This is a genomic window from Mesorhizobium sp. M0621, from assembly GCF_040320745.1.
Classification (GTDB): domain Bacteria; phylum Pseudomonadota; class Alphaproteobacteria; order Rhizobiales; family Rhizobiaceae; genus Mesorhizobium.
The window spans coordinates 18,647-34,996 of sequence record NZ_JAMYQF010000025.1 but is presented as its reverse complement, the minus strand read 5'-3'; the positions used below and the strand labels follow the sequence as shown (position 1 = coordinate 34,996).

At 63.1% G+C, this 16,350-nt stretch carries 18 protein-coding genes; 10 read left to right on the top strand and 8 right to left on the bottom strand.

The genetic code is table 11. The annotated features are described in order from the left end of the window. Positions 1 to 93: 93 nt before the first annotated feature. Complete coding sequence (locus tag NKI38_RS18435) at positions 94 to 987, bottom strand: LysR family transcriptional regulator (RefSeq protein ID WP_352659633.1); 894 nt, start codon at positions 985 to 987, stop codon at positions 94 to 96. Positions 988 to 1,090: 103 nt separating this feature from the next. Here NKI38_RS18435 and NKI38_RS18430 point away from each other — a divergent pair, with 103 nt between their 5' ends. Continuing rightward, positions 1,091 to 2,254: an NADH-dependent flavin oxidoreductase gene (locus NKI38_RS18430; protein ID WP_352659632.1), complete on the top strand. Its 1,164-nt coding sequence runs from the start codon at positions 1,091 to 1,093 to the stop codon at positions 2,252 to 2,254. Positions 2,255 to 2,287: 33 nt separating this feature from the next. Continuing rightward, positions 2,288 to 3,121, top strand: coding sequence for an SDR family oxidoreductase (locus tag NKI38_RS18425; RefSeq protein ID WP_352605482.1), 834 nt, complete (start codon positions 2,288 to 2,290; stop codon positions 3,119 to 3,121). A gap of 108 nt (positions 3,122 to 3,229) precedes the next feature. On the opposite strand, the gene NKI38_RS18420 is transcribed toward NKI38_RS18425, so the two are convergent. After that, on the bottom strand, positions 3,230 to 4,108 hold the full coding sequence (locus NKI38_RS18420) for a LysR family transcriptional regulator (RefSeq protein WP_502899330.1): 879 nt from the start codon (positions 4,106 to 4,108) through the stop codon (positions 3,230 to 3,232). A gap of 165 nt (positions 4,109 to 4,273) precedes the next feature. Between NKI38_RS18420 and NKI38_RS18415 the strand changes: the two genes are divergently transcribed. Genes NKI38_RS18415 through NKI38_RS18390 form a run of 6 tightly spaced genes read left to right on the top strand, consistent with a single transcriptional unit; the run spans position 4,274 to position 9,102 of the window. Further along, on the top strand, positions 4,274 to 5,464 hold the full coding sequence (locus NKI38_RS18415) for an MFS transporter (protein ID WP_352659631.1): 1,191 nt from the start codon (positions 4,274 to 4,276) through the stop codon (positions 5,462 to 5,464). Then, entirely contained in the window at positions 5,461 to 5,931 is a 471-nt protein-coding gene (locus NKI38_RS18410) for a cyclophilin-like fold protein (protein WP_352659630.1), read from the top strand. The genes NKI38_RS18415 and NKI38_RS18410 overlap by 4 nt, the downstream gene beginning before the upstream one ends. A 19-nt stretch (positions 5,932 to 5,950) precedes the next feature. Next, entirely contained in the window at positions 5,951 to 6,346 is a 396-nt protein-coding gene (locus NKI38_RS18405; RefSeq protein WP_352659629.1) for a (R)-mandelonitrile lyase, read from the top strand. A 26-nt stretch (positions 6,347 to 6,372) separates the two neighbouring features. Then, a complete protein-coding gene (locus tag NKI38_RS18400) occupies positions 6,373 to 7,389 on the top strand; it encodes a zinc-dependent alcohol dehydrogenase family protein (RefSeq protein WP_352659628.1) in 1,017 nt (338 codons plus the stop codon). A 56-nt stretch (positions 7,390 to 7,445) separates the two neighbouring features. Beyond that, positions 7,446 to 7,880 carry a lipocalin-like domain-containing protein gene (locus NKI38_RS18395; protein ID WP_352659627.1) on the top strand — a complete coding sequence of 145 codons (435 nt, stop codon included), beginning with the start codon at positions 7,446 to 7,448 and terminating at the stop codon, positions 7,878 to 7,880. 40 nt (positions 7,881 to 7,920) lie between these two features. Beyond that, a complete protein-coding gene (locus NKI38_RS18390) occupies positions 7,921 to 9,102 on the top strand; it encodes an arabinose transporter (RefSeq protein WP_352659626.1) in 1,182 nt (393 codons plus the stop codon). 200 nt (positions 9,103 to 9,302) lie between these two features. On the opposite strand, the gene NKI38_RS18385 is transcribed toward NKI38_RS18390, so the two are convergent. From NKI38_RS18385 to NKI38_RS18370, 4 genes are all read right to left on the bottom strand, one after another. Next, the gene (locus NKI38_RS18385; protein WP_352659625.1) at positions 9,303 to 11,024 is read right to left on the bottom strand and encodes a SulP family inorganic anion transporter; all 1,722 of its coding nucleotides are present in this window, start codon (positions 11,022 to 11,024) and stop codon (positions 9,303 to 9,305) included. Positions 11,025 to 11,092: 68 nt separating this feature from the next. After that, positions 11,093 to 11,371 carry a helix-turn-helix domain-containing protein gene (locus NKI38_RS18380; protein ID WP_352659624.1) on the bottom strand — a complete coding sequence of 93 codons (279 nt, stop codon included), beginning with the start codon at positions 11,369 to 11,371 and terminating at the stop codon, positions 11,093 to 11,095. 271 nt (positions 11,372 to 11,642) lie between these two features. Continuing rightward, positions 11,643 to 12,362, bottom strand: coding sequence for a phosphatase PAP2 family protein (locus tag NKI38_RS18375; protein ID WP_352659623.1), 720 nt, complete (start codon positions 12,360 to 12,362; stop codon positions 11,643 to 11,645). A 14-nt stretch (positions 12,363 to 12,376) separates the two neighbouring features. Then, positions 12,377 to 12,718, bottom strand: coding sequence for a hypothetical protein (locus NKI38_RS18370; RefSeq protein WP_352635049.1), 342 nt, complete (start codon positions 12,716 to 12,718; stop codon positions 12,377 to 12,379). A gap of 171 nt (positions 12,719 to 12,889) precedes the next feature. Here NKI38_RS18370 and NKI38_RS18365 point away from each other — a divergent pair, with 171 nt between their 5' ends. Together NKI38_RS18365 and NKI38_RS18360 are read left to right on the top strand one after the other, a co-directional pair. Continuing rightward, complete coding sequence (locus NKI38_RS18365; protein ID WP_352659622.1) at positions 12,890 to 14,281, top strand: sensor histidine kinase; 1,392 nt, start codon at positions 12,890 to 12,892, stop codon at positions 14,279 to 14,281. Then, complete coding sequence (locus NKI38_RS18360) at positions 14,278 to 14,940, top strand: LuxR C-terminal-related transcriptional regulator (RefSeq protein WP_352659621.1); 663 nt, start codon at positions 14,278 to 14,280, stop codon at positions 14,938 to 14,940. The genes NKI38_RS18365 and NKI38_RS18360 overlap by 4 nt, the downstream gene beginning before the upstream one ends. A gap of 152 nt (positions 14,941 to 15,092) precedes the next feature. On the opposite strand, the gene NKI38_RS18355 is transcribed toward NKI38_RS18360, so the two are convergent. After that, positions 15,093 to 15,572 (bottom strand): hypothetical protein, encoded by a 480-nt coding sequence (locus tag NKI38_RS18355; protein ID WP_502899333.1) that lies wholly within the window; start codon positions 15,570 to 15,572, stop codon positions 15,093 to 15,095. A gap of 315 nt (positions 15,573 to 15,887) precedes the next feature. Next, positions 15,888 to 16,346: a hypothetical protein gene (locus tag NKI38_RS18350; RefSeq protein ID WP_352659619.1), complete on the bottom strand. Its 459-nt coding sequence runs from the start codon at positions 16,344 to 16,346 to the stop codon at positions 15,888 to 15,890. Positions 16,347 to 16,350 lie beyond the last annotated feature (4 nt).

Here is a 16,350-nt window from a genome sequence, read left to right as displayed (position 1 = left end):
TATTGGGCGCATTGCAGACTTGTGCATATGAGAGAAGGATAACTCAGGGCTATGCCAAGTTAGAGCGGCGTGTTTGAGCGCGTTTTTCCCCTGTCACGCCTTGAAACGGAGTGCCTCGACAAGTAGAGCGAAGGCTGCCGTGTGCTGGCGTCGGCTGGGGTAATAGAGATGATAGCCTGAGAAGGGTTGGCACCAGTCTTCCAGTACCCGGATAAGGCGTCCGTCCGCGATGAACGGAGCAACCTGGCTTTCAAACGTGTATGCTAAACCGAGCCCGTCAAGAGCCGCATCCTCAAGCATTTCACCGTCGTTGATGACGAGTGGGCCATTCATCCTGACTTCAAGTTCCTCACCGCCTTTTTCGAACTCCCAGGCAAAGAGCCCGCCGCCGGTCTTCTGGCGGTAGCTGATGCCTCTGTGTTCCCCAAGTTCGCGCGGTGTCTTTGGAACGGTTCGGTTTGCAAAATACGACGGTGATCCGACCACCGCCATGCGCAGGTCCGGGCCGACCCTTATTGCCACCATATCCTTCTGGACCTGCTCGCCGATCCGGATTCCGGCGTCGAATTTGTTTGCAACGATGTCGACCAGCCCCTCGTCCAGGCTCAATTCCACTTCGATATCCGGATACTCCAGGAGGAGTTTGGCGAGGACGGGCCACAGTACCGATTTGGCAGCATACCGGAATGTCGTCAGGCGAATTAGGCCAGTGGGCTTGTCGCGCAGGGCGCTGACGGCGGCGATCTCGCTTTCGATGTGATCGAAGGCCGGTCGCAGGCTTCGCAGCAAGCGCTCTCCAGCTACGGTCACGGACAGGCTGCGTGTGGTGCGTGAGATCAGCCGGACTCCCAGGCGCTGTTCCAGCGTCCTGACAGCGTAACTGAGCGCCGACTGCGATAGGCCGAGCTTTGCTGCGGCGCGTGTGAAGCTGCCTGCCTCCGCTACGGCGATGAAGACGGCCAGCTCGCTGAAATCTCCGCGCCTCATTTATCAATCCCATTTCTAACTTCATGCAGATTATAGCGGCTAATCGTATCGAGTCCTATTCGCTATTTCACCCCGGAGATAACGCGCGTCGAAAGGAAACGCTGTGGACACCTCACAACAAATCTTCCAGCCCTTCCAATTTCCGAACGGGTTAAACCTCGACAACCGGATTGTCATGGCGCCGATGACCACGTGGTCGGCCAACGACGACGGAACGGTCTCTGATGCGGAGATCACCTACTACCGGCGTCGGGCGACTGGCGTCGGACTTGTGCTCACCGGCTGCACCCACGTGTTGCCCGACGGCATCGGCTTTGCGGGCGAATTCGCCTCCTACGACGACCGTTTCACCCCAAGCCTCTCCAGGCTGGCGTCAGCGGCCAAAAGCGGCGGGGCCCTGGCCGTCCTGCAAATCTTCCACGCCGGGAATAAGGCCGTGCCGGCACTTATACCCGGCGGCGAGGTCGTCAGCGCCAGTGCGCTTGAAGTCCCGCCCGGTCCCTTCAATCCGGGCGGTGTGAGGACACGTGCACTGACGAATGACGAAATCCTCGCGATCATTACCGCCTTTGGCGAGGCGACACGACGGGCCATCAAGGCAGGCTTCGATGGCATCGAACTGCATGGTGCTCACGGATTTCTCATCCAGAACTTCTTCTCGCCTCTCTACAATCAGCGTGGCGATGAATGGGGCGACACGCTCGAAAATCGAATGCGTTTCCCAATCGCCGTGGTGCGTGAAGCAAAGCGAGTGGTCGCGGCACACGCGAACCGCCCCTTCCTCGTGGGCTACCGGGTGTCACCCGAGGAACCCGAGGCAGGTGGCTTGCGTATTGCCGACACGTACGAGCTGATTGAACGTCTTATCGATGAAGGTGTGGACTACCTCCATGCATCTCTGACGAGCGTTCTCGAGGCAAAGCCTATAGAGGCGCCCGAGGGCGACACCATCGCTGGCCTGATCACTCACCGAGCCAGCTGTCGGGTCCCGGTCGTTGCCGCGGGCCAGGTCAGGACGCCTGTTCAGGCGGAACTCGCCCTGCACAGAGGCCTCACGCTCGTCGCGGTTGGGCAGGGACTGGTGATGAACCCGGAGTGGGTCCAGCTGGCAAAGAGCGGCCGCGAGGATCTGATCGAGACCGAAATCCGGCCGTCGAGCGTTGCGGGCATCGATATTCCAGCGAAGCTATGGGGTGTGATTCAGTCCGCCACCGGGTGGTTCAACATCACCGCTGAGACGGACGTGCCAAAAGCCAACGCTGCATAAACTGAAAAGATACTGGCCAGGAAGGATACGGCTGTGAATAGAGTATGGATGATTACCGGCGCTGGACGAGGCATGGGCCTCGACTTTGCCAAGGCGGTGTTAGCCATCGGCGATAAGGTCGTTGCGACCGGTCGTAACCCCGATCGGGTCGCCAAGGCGATCGGCCAGTCGGACAATCTTTTGGTCGCGACGTTGGACGTGACCAAGCCGGCCGACGCCGACGCTGCGGTGAAGGCAACCCTCGACCGCTTTGGTCGGCTCGACGTGCTCGTCAACAATGCCGCGGGCTTCTATGCGGGCTATTTCGAGGACCTGACTCCGGCCCATATCGAACTTCAGCTCGCGTCCACCCTGACCGGCGCGATGAATGTCACCCGTGCAGTCCTGCCGGTGATGCGCGCGCAGGGTTCTGGCAAGGTCATTGCAATCTCATCGACGGCAGGCCTAGTCGGCTTCGAGTTCTGTTCTGCATACGCTGCGGCGAAATTCGGCGTGGACGGCTGGATCGAGTCACTGCAAGCCGAGGTGGCGCCGTTCGGCATTGAAACGATGATCGTGAACCCCGGGTTTTTCCGCACGGAGCTGCTGACGGACGAATCCACTCAATATGCTCCGTCATCCGTTAGCGACTACAGCGAACGTCGCGCCCAGCAGATAACGGGCTGGAAAGCCGCGAACGGCCAGCAAGTTGGCGACCCGGCAAAACTCGCGCAGGCGCTGATAACTCTGGTCGACAAGCCGGAGCTGCCCCGTCGGTTTATCGCCGGCGCCGATGCTCTTGGCATGGTCAGGCAGAAACTCGCTCTGCTGCAGCAACAGGTCGACGCCCATGAGGAGCTATCCAGCTCACTGGCCTTCGACAGCTGACCGTCGCGTCCAGCACTGCCATTGTCGCAGATCTATTTATGAGCGCAATCGATCGCCTCCTACCATTTACCAATGTCAGCTTCATGATCCATAGGCACAGTCTTGAGGTCAGATGCGATGACGAAGCGCCTCAACGATCATCGCCATCGCAGGCGAGAGCTGTCGCCTGCTCGGATAGTAGAGGTGATAGCCCGCAAATGGCGGACTCCAGTCGTCAAGCACGAGCCTAAGGCATCCCTTGGCGATGTGGTGGCTGACGAGGTTTTCCGGGACATAGGCGATCCCAAAGCCGCTTATCGCAGCCTCGATCATGGGAATGGACGAATTGAAGGTGAGTTGGCCTTCCACCCGCACACGAAGGTCGCGGCCATCCCTGGCGAATTCCCAGGCATATAATCCGCCGAACGTCGCCTGCCGCATATTAATGCAGTCATGATCGACCAGATCCTGGGGTGCACTCGGAACCGGATGGCGGGAAAAGTACTCCGGCGAAGCCACGGCCACGAGCCTCCAATCCGGCCCGATGCGCACTGCGATCATATCCCTGTCGATGCTCTCACCAAGCCGCACGCCTGCGTCGAAGCGCTCCTCGACAATGTTCTTCATGCCGTTGTCGCTGTAGAGCTCGACGCGCACGTCAGGATAGTTGCTGAGCAACGGCTTCAGCTTCGGCCAGACGGTCGTCTGGAGCGCATGGTCGGACAGCGTGATACGGACCGTTCCGGAGGGCTTGTCGCGAAAGGCCACCAGGCTTGCAAGGTCGGCTTCGATTTCCTCGAAGCGGGGAACAAGAGATTGGAAAAGTCGCTCGCCGGCCTCGGTCGGCGCGACGCTCCGCGTCGTACGTGTCAGCAGGCGGACGCCGAGACGAGCTTCAAGCTCCTTGATTGTCGAACTCAGGGTCGACTGCGAGGTTCCGAGCTTGGCCGCCGCCTTGGTGAAGCTGCGCTCCCGCGCGACCGCCACGAACCATAGCAGATCCTTCATGCCATCGCGCTGCACTAGGCACCTCTCGTCGGACATTTATATCATGAACAGATAAGTCCATGCGAATTACTTAGTCTAATAGAATGGGTTCCTCTGCAATATCTTGTGGCATCGCGACGGGGATTGGCGGCTGATCCGCCCGGTCGCCCAGCAAGGATGCCAATTATGGAAACGACGTACGACACGAGGCTTGTCGAAGACCGCGCCGCATGGGGCGCCGTGTTGTCGATGGCGCTGTGTGTTTTCGTGCTCATCGCGTCGGAATTCATGCCGGTCAGCCTGCTGTCGCCGCTAGCGGCCGATCTCGGCATCACCGAGGGCCGCACGGGACAGGCGATCTCGATTTCGGGCGCTTTCGCCCTCGTGACCAGCCTGTTGGTCGCCGGCCTCACGCGCCGGATCGACCGGCGGCTGGTCGTGACCGGCTTCACCCTTCTCCTCATCGTGTCCGGGCTGGCTGTCACCTTCGCGCCGAACTACGCGTTTCTCATGGTCGGTCGGGCGCTGCTCGGCATCGCGATCGGCGGGTTCTGGTCGATGTCGACCGCGATCGTCATGCGCCTCGTGCCGCAAGACATGGTTCCGAAGGGTCTCGCCATGCTAAACGCCGGCAATGCCATTGCGGCCACCATCGCCGCGCCGCTGGGCAGTTTTCTTGGCGCCTATGTCGGCTGGCGCGGCGCTTTTTTCCTCGTCGTGCCATTTGGGCTCCTGGCGCTGGCCTGGCAGTGGATAAGCCTGCCGGTGCTGCCCCCGCGCCAGAGGAAGCGTCCAGGCAATCCGCTGGCGCTGCTCGGCCGTCTTCCTGTCGCCATCGGCATGGCGTCGATCATGATGCTGTTCATGGGCCAGTTCGCGCTCTTTACCTATCTTCGGCCCTTCCTCGAGAGCGTCACCCGGCTCGACATCGCCGCGCTTTCGGCGATCCTGCTGGCGATGGGGCTGGCCGGGGTGCTCGGCACCCTCTGCATAGGCCGGCTTTTGCGCACGCGCCTGTTCAGCGTCCTCATCGTCATACCGCTGGTCATGGCCGCGCTGGCCGTAGCGCTCATCGCCTTCGGTGCGATGCCGATTCCTACAGCGCCGCTGCTCGTTGCCTGGGGTTTCTTCGGCACGGCCGCGCCTGTTGGCTGGGGCACGTGGCTCAGCCGCACGTTGCCGGACGACGCGGAAGCAGGCGGCGGGTTGCAGGTAGCCGTCATCCAGCTCGCCATCACCGGCGGCGCCGCCATCGGCGGCACGCTCTTCGATACGGTCGGCTGGTGGGGTGCATTCACTTTCGGCGCGATGCTGCTCTGTGGATCGGCGCTCGCCGCCCTTGCCGCATCGCATTTGGCCCGGAGGTCCTTGCCATGACCATCGAGCGTGCACCGCTTAACCGACGGACATTGCTCGGCGCCGCGCTGGCTATGGCGGCCCTGCCTCGCGCAGCCGCCAGCCAAGAAGGCGAAGCCCCAGTCAGCCAGGAGTCAACCGACATGAAGATCAGGATGGTTTTCAACGGCCGCACCATGACCGCCACGCTCTACGACAATCCGTCGGCGCGCGACTTCTTTTCCATGCTGCCGCTTGATCTCAAGATCGAGGACTACGCGCATAACGAGAAGATCGCCTATCTGCCGCGCAAGCTGACGGAGAAGGGAAGTGGTCCGTTCGCCAACGAGCAGCCCTACGACCTCTGCTATTTCATGCCCTGGGGCAACCTGGCCATGTTCTACGCCGACTATCGCCATCCCGGGCTGATCAGGCTCGGCCGCTTCGATGAGGGCGAGCCTGCCCTGCACATTCGCGGCGAGTTCCCGCTTCGCATCGAACGCACTTGAGGACACAAAGGAGATCACCATGGAAATTCTTCGCGCAGGCACAAGGCCTTCCGCCAAGGGGCCGACTGACTGGTTCACCGGAACGGTGCGGATCGATCCACTCTTCAATCCCTTCGATGCCGGGCGGGTCCAAGGGGCACAGGTGACCTTCGAGCCCGGCGCCCGCACCGCCTGGCACACGCATCCGCTCGGCCAGACGCTGATCGTCGTCTCCGGCCTTGGCCGCGTGCAGCGCCAGGGTGGCCCGGTCGAGGAAATCCGTCCGGGAGACGTCGTCTGGTTCGCGCCCGGCGAAAAGCACTGGCACGGCGCGGCGCCTCAGACCGCCATGACCCACATTGCCGTCCAGGAGGTCAAGGACGGCAAGGTCGTGGACTGGCTGGAACATGTCAGCGACGCCGACTACGGCGCTTGATCTTCTCCACTCGAAAAGGAACCAAAATGCTCGCAACCGTTCTTCACAAACCAGGCGACATCCGCTGCGAGGAAATCGCCGATCCGAAAATCATGCGGCCGACGGACGCCATCATCAAGCTGTCGGCAAGCTGCATCTGCGGCTCGGACCTGTGGCCCTATCGCGGGCTGCAGCCGGTCGACGGCCCAATGCATATGGGCCACGAATATTGTGGCATCGTCGTCGAGGTCGGCGCAGAGGTGCGCACGGTCCGTCCCGGCCAGTTCGTCGTCGGCTCGTTCTGCCTCTCCGACAATACCTGCCCGCATTGCCGCTTCGGCTTCCAGTCGTCCTGTGTGCAGCGCGAGTTCATGTCGGGCGCGCAGGCGCCTTACGCCCGCGTGCCTTTGGCGGATGGCACACTCGTCGCCACCGCCGAGGTGCCGCCGGCCGAACTCATCCCTGACCTGCTGGCTGTGTCCGATGTGCTCGGCACCGGCTGGTATGCGGCCGACGCAGCCGAGGTCCGAGAAGGATCGACGGTAGTGGTGGTCGGCGACGGGGCGGTCGGCCTGATGGGCGTGCTTGCGGCCAAGGAGATGGGCGCCGAGCGTATCATCGCCATGAGCCGGCACGAGAGCCGCCAAAAACTCGCCCGCGAGTTCGGCGCCACTGATATTGTGGCCGAGCGAGGCGAGGAAGGCGTCGCGCGCATCAAGGAACTCACCAAGGGCGTTGGCGCGGACTCGGTGCTGGAATGCGTCGGCACGGGAGAATCCTTCGACCAGGCGCTGGCCTGCTCCCGCCCCGGCGGCACCATCGGCTATGTCGGCGTGCCGCACGGCGTGAATTTCGACGGCCAAAAACTATTCTTCGGCCAGAAGCGCATGTTGGGCGGCCCGGCGCCGGTGCGCCGCTTCCTGCCCGACCTTATGGATCGTGTGCTCAAGGGCGCGATCAAGCCCGGCAAGGTCTTCGACCTCAAGCTGCCGTTGGCCGAGGTCGCTGAAGGCTACCGCGCCATGGACGAGCGGCGCGCCATCAAGGTCATGCTTTCGGTGTGAGCGAAGATTGGGCGGACGGCCTGTGCGCACCCACAACTCAGAAAAGGAACACGCATATGACGATGAGATTGAAGATAGCCGCCCTGGCGCTTGCGCTTTCGGTCGCCACGCCGGCTTTCTCCCAAGAGTCCCCGATCATCGGCGCATGGCGCATGAGGTCGCTCGAGGCCGGCGCCGATGGAAACCTCAAGCCCGTGCCATATTCCGGCCAGGTCATCTTCACCGAGGCCGGCACTCTCTCGGTGCAGGCCCAGAACCCCGACGCCAAGGCGCCTGACACGCCTTACACGGCGAATGGCTACGAAGCCTATTACGGGCCGATCACCATCAACGACCAGGACAAGACCTTCGTCATCACGATCGAGTCCTCCCTGGTCCGCAACCTTGTCGGGAAGAGCATGAAACGCAAATTCGAAGTCTCGGACAACAAATTGGTCCTCACGCCGGACAATCCGGCCGAGGGCTGGCGCGTGACCTACGAACGTTACTGATCGGAACAGCCGGCTGTCAAAGTGTTATCGGTGGCCACAAATGGCGCGGACTTCAGACCGAAATGGCGCGATAGCGGAACTGGTGCCAGTCATGGCGGCTGTCTTCGCCGGCTTTCTCCTGATCGGCTTGGCGCTACCCGTCCTGCCGCTACATCTTCACCAGCAGCTCGGCTTCGGTCCCTTCGCAGTCGGGCTGGTGACGGGCAGCCAGTTCGTCGCCTCGATGCTGTCGCGCATTGGAGCCGGAAATTATGCCGATGGGCGCGGCGGCAAGCAGGCCGTCATCGTCGGCCTCATTGCAGCTGCCCTGGCGGGATTCATTTACCTCGGCTCGCTGGCATTGCTCGACCGGCCGGTAGCGTCCGCATCGGCGCTCTTCGCCGGCCGGGCGGTACTGGGCGCGTCTGAGAGCTTCATCATCACCGGCGGCGTCGCCTGGGGCCTTTCCCTTGCGGGCGGACAGAACTCCGGAAAGGTCATAGCCTGGGTGGGCACGGCGATGTTCGCGGCGTTAGCGCTAGGCGCGCCGATCGGATCTGCGCTTTACGCGGCGAGCGGCTTCGCCGCGATCGCATTCGCGACGGTCGGCCTGCCGCTTGCGACGCTGCTTGCCATCCTGCCGATGCGTGGCACCAGCCTCGCCGCGAGTGCCGCGCGACAATCATGGACGAGCGTGGCGCAAGCGGTCTGGCTTCCTGGCATCGGAGCTGCTTTCAGCAGCCTTGGCTATGGCGCGATCCTGTCCTTTGGCGCGCTGCTCTTTGCCGAACGCGGCTGGCAGCCGGTCTGGCTTCCCTTCACCGCTTATGCCGCGTCGCTGATCGCGGCAAGGCTGTGCTTCGGCCACCTGCCTGACAGGTTAGGGGGCGCGCGCGTCGCTGTGATCTTCGTGGCGGTCGAGGCGGCAGGGCTGATGCTGATCTGGCTTGCGCCCGGGCCCGTTCTCGCCGCCGTCGGTGCGGGCCTGACGGGCCTCGGCTACTCGCTGGTCTATCCCGGTTTCGGTGCCGAGGCCGTAAGCCGTCTTCCCCAACGCAGCCGCGGCCTGGCCATGGGACTCTACACCGTCTTCCTCGACGTGGCGCTCGGCTTCGGCAGCCCTGCGCTCGGCTTGGTCGCTGCGTCGGCCGGCCTGCAATTCGTCTTCCTCGTCGTCGCGACGGCGACGCTTCCGGCGTTGGGCATCGCTCTGCTGCTGGTTCGCCATAACCGTCCACTTTAGTGCCGGATATTCTGTGCTCGAGATGTTGGGCAACGACGATCGCTCCGCTTCGCCGGCGACCTCTGCTTCCGGGCAATGGCGAGACCGACTTCTACGGCCGACATAGGCGCAATGCGGTCGTTCACGTCGCGTCGTGCGTGAGCCACTCAGGGTCAAGAGTTCAACAGGTGGGCACCTTGTCCGACCGGCAAAATCAGTTGCTACTCTGCCTCCAGCTTCCCTTTCAGCTGCGCCCTGGCGTCCCGGATCGAGGCGGCATAGGTCACCAGCGGACGCTTGACGCCGTGATTGATCAGCATGCGCCGTATCTGCGGGGCAGCACCCGATATGATGAAGCGGACACCGGCGCGCCTGGCCTTGTGCGCGGCGCCCTCGATGACATTGGCCGCCGTCGAATCGAAGAATGGTACGGCCGAGCAGTCGAGTATGAAGTTCTTGCGCTGGTCGGCGATGCGGTCGAGCACGGTGCCGACGGTCGATGCGGCGCCGAAGAAGAAGGCGCCCGAGATGCGGTAGACGACGGTGTCGGCGTCGGTCGCCTCGCTCGAATCGTAGGCGTTGGTGCTGTCGGCCTCGTCCTCCCGCACCAGCGGCTGATCGGCCTCGACCGCGATGCTCTTGGCCATACGGTCGATGAACAGGATCGACCCCAGCACGAAGCCGACGACGATCCCTTCGGTGAGGTCGCGGAAGATGACGAGCAGGAAGGTCGCCATCAGCACCAGCGCGTCGCCGCGCGAAGCGCGCAACAGCGTGGCGAAGGCCTGTTTCTCGAACATGTTCCAGCACACGACCGCCAGCACGCCTGCAAGGGCGGCGAGCGGGATGTAGCTGGCGAGCGGCGCGGCCACCAGCATCAGCGCCAGCAGGATGGCCGAGTGGACCACGCCCGAAATCGGCCCGTGGGCGCCGGCCCGCACATTGGTTGCCGTGCGGGCGATGGTGCCGGTGGCGCAGATGCCGCCGAACAGGGCGGACGCGATGTTGGCAAAGCCTTGCGCCACCAGTTCACAGTTGGAACGATGCCGCCGGCCCGTCATCCCATCGGCGACCACCGCCGACAGCAGCGATTCGATCGCGCCGAGCAAGGCAAAGGCGATGGCATCCGGCAGCACGTCAATCATCCTGTCCAGGCCGATCGGCGGCAAGGCAGGCATTTGCAGACTGCGTGGGATACCGCCAAATCGGGTGCCGATCGTCTCCGCGGGCAGTGAAAGAAGCGCCACGGCCAGCGATGCCAGCCCAATGGCGATGAGCATGGCGGGCCATGTCGGCCGCCAGCGCCTCAGGCCGGCGATGGTGACGATCGTCAACACCGCCACGAAGGCCGCCGCGAGGTTGATGGTGCCGGCCGCCTCGCCGACCGCTATCAACTTCGGCACCAGCGGTCCCGGCTCCTTGCCGGCAAGCTTCAGCCCGAACAGTTCGACGATCTGTCCTGAAAAGATGATGACGGCGATGCCGGCGGTGAAGCCGACCGTCACCGGATAGGGAATGAACTTGATGTAGGTTCCGAGCCGGAGATAGCCGATGGCGAGCAGGAAGACGCCCGCCATCATCGTTGCCAGCAGCAGTCCGTCGATACCGACCCGGGCAACCGTAGCGGACACCAGCACGATGAAGGCACCTGCCGGACCGCCGATCTGGAAGCGGCTGCCGCCGAGCGCCGAAATGATGAATCCGCCGACGATCGAGGTGTAGAGGCCGCGCTCGGGAGTCACGCCCGAGGCGATCGCGATCGCCATCGACAATGGTAGCGCGACGATGGCGACCGTCAGCCCGGCGATGACGTCGGCCTTGAAGTTCGCGAGCGTGTAGCCCTCGCGCCAGACCGTCACCAGCTTTGGCGTGAACAATTCGGAAAATGTCGGCTTTGCCGACTTGTGGGCCGGTTGATGTACCGCCCGCTGCGTCTGATCCATTGACTGCCTTCCGTACCTGAAAGGCGGCGGGATCGTCGGCAGGACTGTCGGCGGTCGCCGTCGCGACTTTATGCCGGCTCAGCCTTGGGATCTGGCGGCACGACAGGCTTGAGGCGCACGCCCCGGCCGCCGCGCTCGCTGGTCTGGTTCTCGCCGATCAATTCCACCCCGGCCCGGTCGAGGGCCTGGATGACCTTCATCAGCGTGTCGACCACGCCCCTGACCACACCGTCGCTTGCTTCCATGCGCTGTATCGTCGGAAGCGAAACGCCGGCACGCTCGGCGAGCGTCTTCTGATCGATGCCGGCCAGCGCCCTTGCGGCGCGCATCTGCGCGGCAGTGATCATCGGCCGGAATCCCCGTCTGAGTCTGCAGAAATAATGTATAATACCATTATTATGATGTTTCAACCATCAATATGAACGTCTGAGCCGTAAGCGTTGTCGCCTGGTCGACCATTTTTTTCAGATACTTCCTGGGAATTGCGGGCTAGGGTGTTCCATCTGGGGTGGGGTAACGCGGTATGACTGTTCTCAAGACCTTCATGACATCGGCATGCTTGCTGTCGGTGGTTTTCCTGCTAACGGGCTGCGGGCACGGGCTGATCAACCGGCTGATCTAGTCGCCGGTCTCGCTGTCGCCGTTCGGGCGCTGCCCGCGCCATCGTTGCCACGCCCAGGCAGTGAGCCAGCACAGCATCGCCCAGGCGAAGCCGGCGCACCAGCCGGCCAGCACATCCGACGGCCAGTGTACACCGAGGTAGACGCGGCTGATGCCGACCAGCAGCGTCGTCAGCACGGCCAGCGACAGCACATAGATCTTCGTCGTTCGCCCCGGCAGGAAGCGCGCTGCCAGCGCGCCGAGCGTCAGATAGGTAACTGCCGAGAGCATGGCGTGGCCGCTCGGAAAGGACAGCGAGTTCTCGCTGACCAGATGCGAGACGAGTTCGGGGCGCGGCCGATCGATGCCGGCTTTCAGGAGGCTCGACAGGATTTGACCGCCGGCCACCGCGACGAAGACGAAAAGGGCGGTCGCCGGCCTGCGGATAAGCAAGAGATAAAGGATTACCGCCGTTACGATCAGCACCACCACGACGCCGCTGCCCAGGCTGGTGATGTCGCGCATCGCGCCTTCCAGCCAGTGCGGCCCGATCGGGCTGTCGGGCTGACCCGCCTTGCGGAAGGCGAGCATGATTTCGGTGTCGAAAGCGTGCGGCGTCGTGGCCCGCGCCACCTCCATCAACTCCTCGAAGCCCCACAGGCCGGCGGCGATGACCATGCCGGCCAGCAGCACCGGGAATTCGACCCGGTTAAGCAGAGTGTTCGCGGCGTTCTTCATCGGCAATTCGCCTGTTACAACCGACCTTGCAGATAGGGTCCGAGCGTGATCAGCGCCACCGCGGCGATTGCCAGCATGATGCCGGTCGCCTGCAACGCGTTGACCCGTTCGCCGAAGAAGACCAACGCGACGACATTCACCGAGACCAGCTGGATGACGGCCGACAGACTGAACGACACCGACATGCCGAATTCGCGGATCAGCCGCAGCATGATCAGATTGCCCAAAGAATAAAGCGCCAGCGTCAGCAGGATCTTGCCAAGGTTCGGCGCCATGCCCCATTGCTTGGCGGCGGTGGCCGCGAGCAGGAAAATGACGGTCGAAAAGCCGAGTTGCAGCAATCCCGAAAAACTCAACGTACCATCCCCTCTCGAAGCGGCTTCCGCCGCGTGTGTCGCGGCCCTTGTTTCCGAAGCGCGCCGAGACGTCAAGCGACCTCGGCCAAACGTAGGCCTTGGCAACGGCAAGCCGGAAGCTCAATGTGCTGAAATCGCCCAGCCTATCGATTGAAGGGCGGTCAGGGGTTCATGATTCGTATTTTTCAAAACTTGGCGCGGCGCTGGGGCGAGCTTTCCCTTGCCCTGCAATTCGTCGTTGCCGGCGGCTTTGGCCTGCTTGCCGTCATGCTGGTGGTGGGTGCCTGGGTGACGGGGCAGATCCGGGACGGCGTGATCCGCAATTCGGCCGCCACGACGGCGCTGTATGTCGACAGCGTGATTGCACCGCTGCTTCCCGATTTGCGCAAGCAGCAGGAACTCAGCGACTCCGTCAAGCAGGCGCTCGACGAGACGCTTGGCCAGGGCGCGCTCGGCAAGCGCCTCGTATCGTTCAAGCTCTGGAGCCGCGACGGCACGATTCTCTATGCCAAGGAGACGGCGCTGATCGGCCGCCGCTTCGAACCGAGCAGTGGCCTGCGCTCCGCCTTCCAGGGCGATGTCGTCGCCCAGTTCGACACGTTCGATGAGAACGAAAGCCAGGAAGAGGCGATCGGCGTACCGTTGCTGGAGATCTACAATCCCGTGCGCGAGCCGTGGTCGGGCGAGGTGGTGGCCGTCACCGAATTCTATGAGATCGCCGACGACTTCAAAGCCACGCTCGCCTCCGCTTTGTGGTCAAGCTGGCTGATCGTGGCCGGCGCGACGCTGGCGGCCTTCCTGCTCCTGTCGGGCATCGTCCTGCGCGGCAGCCGCACCATCGACGATCAGCGCGGCGCGCTGCGCCGCCAGGTGTCGGAGCTGCAAGGTCTGGTGACGCAGAACAGCGCCTTGCGACTGCGCGTGCAGCGGGCGTCCCGTCGCGCCACCGCGCTCAACGAAAGATATTTGCGCCGCATCGGCGCCGATCTCCATGACGGTCCGGCGCAACTCGTGGCGCTGGCGGCACTGCGCATGGATAGTCCGGTGTTTTCCGGCGATGGCCATTCGGGCGAAAGCCGCTCGACCGAGGTCGCGATGATCCGCAAGACACTGGAGGATGCATTGCGCGAAATACGCGGTATCTGCACCGGCCTCGTCCTGCCGCAGATAGAGACGGCCGCCGCAAACGACATTCTGCGGCTGGCCGTCAACGAACACCAGCTGCGGACGGGAACGTCCGTGACCCTCACGCTGGCCGGACAGTTGCCAGAGCCCGGCGCCTCGGAGAAGATCAGCATCTATCGGTTCGTGCAGGAAGGGCTGAACAACGCCTATCGCCACGCGCGAGGCAAGGATCAGGCGGTGAGTGCCGGAATGAAGGGTGGCAGGCTTTACGTTGAAGTATCGGATGCCGGACCAGGCTTCGATCCGGCCCGGGACGAGGGCCTCGGGCTCGCTGGTCTCAGAGAGCGGGTCGAAAGCATTGGCGGCCAGTTCGAAACCTTGACCGGGCCGCAAGGCACGCGTTTGGTAATCCGTCTATCGGTCGAGGAGCAAGCATGACTGGTGTCATTCGCATCGCCATTATCGACGATCATCCCCTCTTCCGCGAAGGCGTGACGCGCAGCCTGTCGGAGATCGGAGGCTTCGAGATGGTTGGCGAGGGTGCCACGGCGCAGGATGCCGAACGCATCGCCGCGACCGTGCAGCCCGACATATTGCTGCTCGACATCTCCATGCCGGGCGGCGGTCTGGCCGCGGTTGCCGGCATCCTCGCCGGCCATCCCGCCCAGAAGATCGTCATGCTGACCGTTTCGGAGGCCAATGCCGATGTGACCATGGCCCTGAATGCAGGGGTGTGCGGCTATGTCCTCAAAGGTATCGGATCTCGCGCGCTTGCCGACATCCTACGCAACGTGGCGGCCGGCGAGAGCTATCTTTCGCCGACGCTGTCGGCCCGGCTGCTTTCGGATCTCCAGTCCCAGCAACCCACCAACGGCATAGCGGACCGCCTGCGGCAACTCACCGAGCGGCAGACGGAAATCCTGCGGCTGGTGGCTGAGGGGCTGAGCAACAAGGAAGTCGCCTTGCGGCTGGAGCTTCAGGAGAAGACCGTCAAGCATCACATGACCGGCGTGCTGTCGAAACTCAATGTGCGAAACCGCACTGAAGCCGCCTTGATGATGCGTGAGGCGCGCGACCGCGACGGGAACCGTGCTTAACAGTTCAGCGCTTCAACCAAACCCGAACCGCTCCAGGGACTTGAGTCATCGCGGTGCCGGAAATCGCGCGGCGCCGGCCTAAAAACGAGGTCACCTCCGCCGGGGGGCGGCGGAGGTGACATGTGAAGCCGGCCGTTGCCTGTTAGCAAGCTTCACAAGGCCTTGAGACGGCTGACATCGGCCGGCGTGGCCCGGCGGTCGATGATCGTGCGACCGAGAGCATCCTCCATTCTGAAACGACCGTTCTCGACCTTTTCCGTTATGCCGTCGGGATGCCGGACTGTGATCTTGTTGCCTGTCACGTCGACCTTGTCGCCGGTCGTGGCATTGACATGATTCGCGCTCTTACCCTGATTGGATCCCGATTTGCCGTTGTTGCCGCTGTTGCCGTTCCCGTTGCTGTTGCCGCTATTTCCGCCGCTGCTATTACCGCCGCCGGAATTGCCGCCACCGGAATTGCCGCCACCACCGCCGCCGTTGCCGCCGCCACCCTTGCCGGCCTGTGCGCTGGCGGCATAGATCCCGGGAACGGAGCCGTGGAGGGCAATTTGATAGGGGGCAATGATCAACGCCAGCGCAGCCGCGGATCTGAGCGCCAGCCAGCAACAACGGGTCGTGACCGATCTGTGCATCCTGATCTCCGTCGATTGAGCCGGCGCGCCCACCCTCAACGTTGCAGTTGCAACCAACATCGCCGAAAGACGTGGTGCCCGGAAGCGACCTCCGACCGTTGCGGTTGTCCCCTAGGACCTTTGCAAGCGCAAGGTTGGACTAAAGTCCTATTCGTATGCTATATTAGCTTCGTATGAACGGCGCCGCGACCGCCATCGCCGACGGGAGACTGGCTTTCCCGATGTCTGGGCGGCGGCAGATGCCGAACATCAAGGTCACCTCCGCCGGGGGCGGCGGAGGTGACTGTGAGGTTGGCTGTTGCTTCTGGCCTTGCCTCACAATGCCTCGAGGCGACTGAAATCGTCCGCCGTCGCCGGACGTTCGACGATCGTGCGGCCGAGAGCATCCTTCATCTCGAAACGGCCGTTCTCGATCTCTTCCCTGATGCCGTCGGGATGCTCGACCTCGATCTTGTTGCCGTCCACTTCGACCTTGTCGCCGGTGGCCGCATTGACATGACGGCCAGCTCCGCCATTGCCGGATCCGGAATTGTCGGTTCCGCCATGAGCGTTACCGGCGCCATTGTTACCACCACCGGCCCCGGAATTGCCGCTGTTTCCACCGTTTCCACCACTTCCGCCACTATTTCCGCCATCCTTGGCGTGCGCGGCTGCGGCAACGATGCCGGGAGCGGAACCGTGGAAGGCGAGTTGACAGGGAGCGATGGCCAGCGCCAATGCCGATGTCGCTCTCAGAGCCAGCCAGCGATAGCGGGCGGGGATCGATCCACGCATCTCG

Excerpts from the sequence above, each read along its gene's own strand:
- NKI38_RS18375 (WP_352659623.1), bottom strand. The coding sequence starts at position 12,362 with ATGAAGAACGCCGCGAACACTCTGCTTAACCGGGTCGAATTCCCGGTG.
- NKI38_RS18385 (WP_352659625.1), bottom strand. The coding sequence starts at position 11,024 with ATGGATCAGACGCAGCGGGCGGTACATCAACCGGCCCACAAGTCGGCA.
- NKI38_RS18355 (WP_502899333.1), bottom strand. The coding sequence starts at position 15,572 with ATGCACAGATCGGTCACGACCCGTTGTTGCTGGCTGGCGCTCAGATCC.
- NKI38_RS18390 (WP_352659626.1), top strand. The coding sequence starts at position 7,921 with ATGGCGCGGACTTCAGACCGAAATGGCGCGATAGCGGAACTGGTGCCA.
- NKI38_RS18400 (WP_352659628.1), top strand. The coding sequence starts at position 6,373 with ATGCTCGCAACCGTTCTTCACAAACCAGGCGACATCCGCTGCGAGGAA.
- NKI38_RS18415 (WP_352659631.1), top strand. The coding sequence starts at position 4,274 with ATGGAAACGACGTACGACACGAGGCTTGTCGAAGACCGCGCCGCATGG.
- NKI38_RS18410 (WP_352659630.1), top strand. The coding sequence starts at position 5,461 with ATGACCATCGAGCGTGCACCGCTTAACCGACGGACATTGCTCGGCGCC.
- NKI38_RS18360 (WP_352659621.1), top strand. The coding sequence starts at position 14,278 with ATGACTGGTGTCATTCGCATCGCCATTATCGACGATCATCCCCTCTTC.
- NKI38_RS18350 (WP_352659619.1), bottom strand. The coding sequence starts at position 16,346 with ATGCGTGGATCGATCCCCGCCCGCTATCGCTGGCTGGCTCTGAGAGCG.
- NKI38_RS18365 (WP_352659622.1), top strand. The coding sequence starts at position 12,890 with ATGATTCGTATTTTTCAAAACTTGGCGCGGCGCTGGGGCGAGCTTTCC.
- NKI38_RS18395 (WP_352659627.1), top strand. The coding sequence starts at position 7,446 with ATGACGATGAGATTGAAGATAGCCGCCCTGGCGCTTGCGCTTTCGGTC.
- NKI38_RS18435 (WP_352659633.1), bottom strand. The coding sequence starts at position 987 with ATGAGGCGCGGAGATTTCAGCGAGCTGGCCGTCTTCATCGCCGTAGCG.
- NKI38_RS18380 (WP_352659624.1), bottom strand. The coding sequence starts at position 11,371 with ATGATCACTGCCGCGCAGATGCGCGCCGCAAGGGCGCTGGCCGGCATC.
- NKI38_RS18405 (WP_352659629.1), top strand. The coding sequence starts at position 5,951 with ATGGAAATTCTTCGCGCAGGCACAAGGCCTTCCGCCAAGGGGCCGACT.
- NKI38_RS18420 (WP_502899330.1), bottom strand. The coding sequence starts at position 4,108 with ATGAAGGATCTGCTATGGTTCGTGGCGGTCGCGCGGGAGCGCAGCTTC.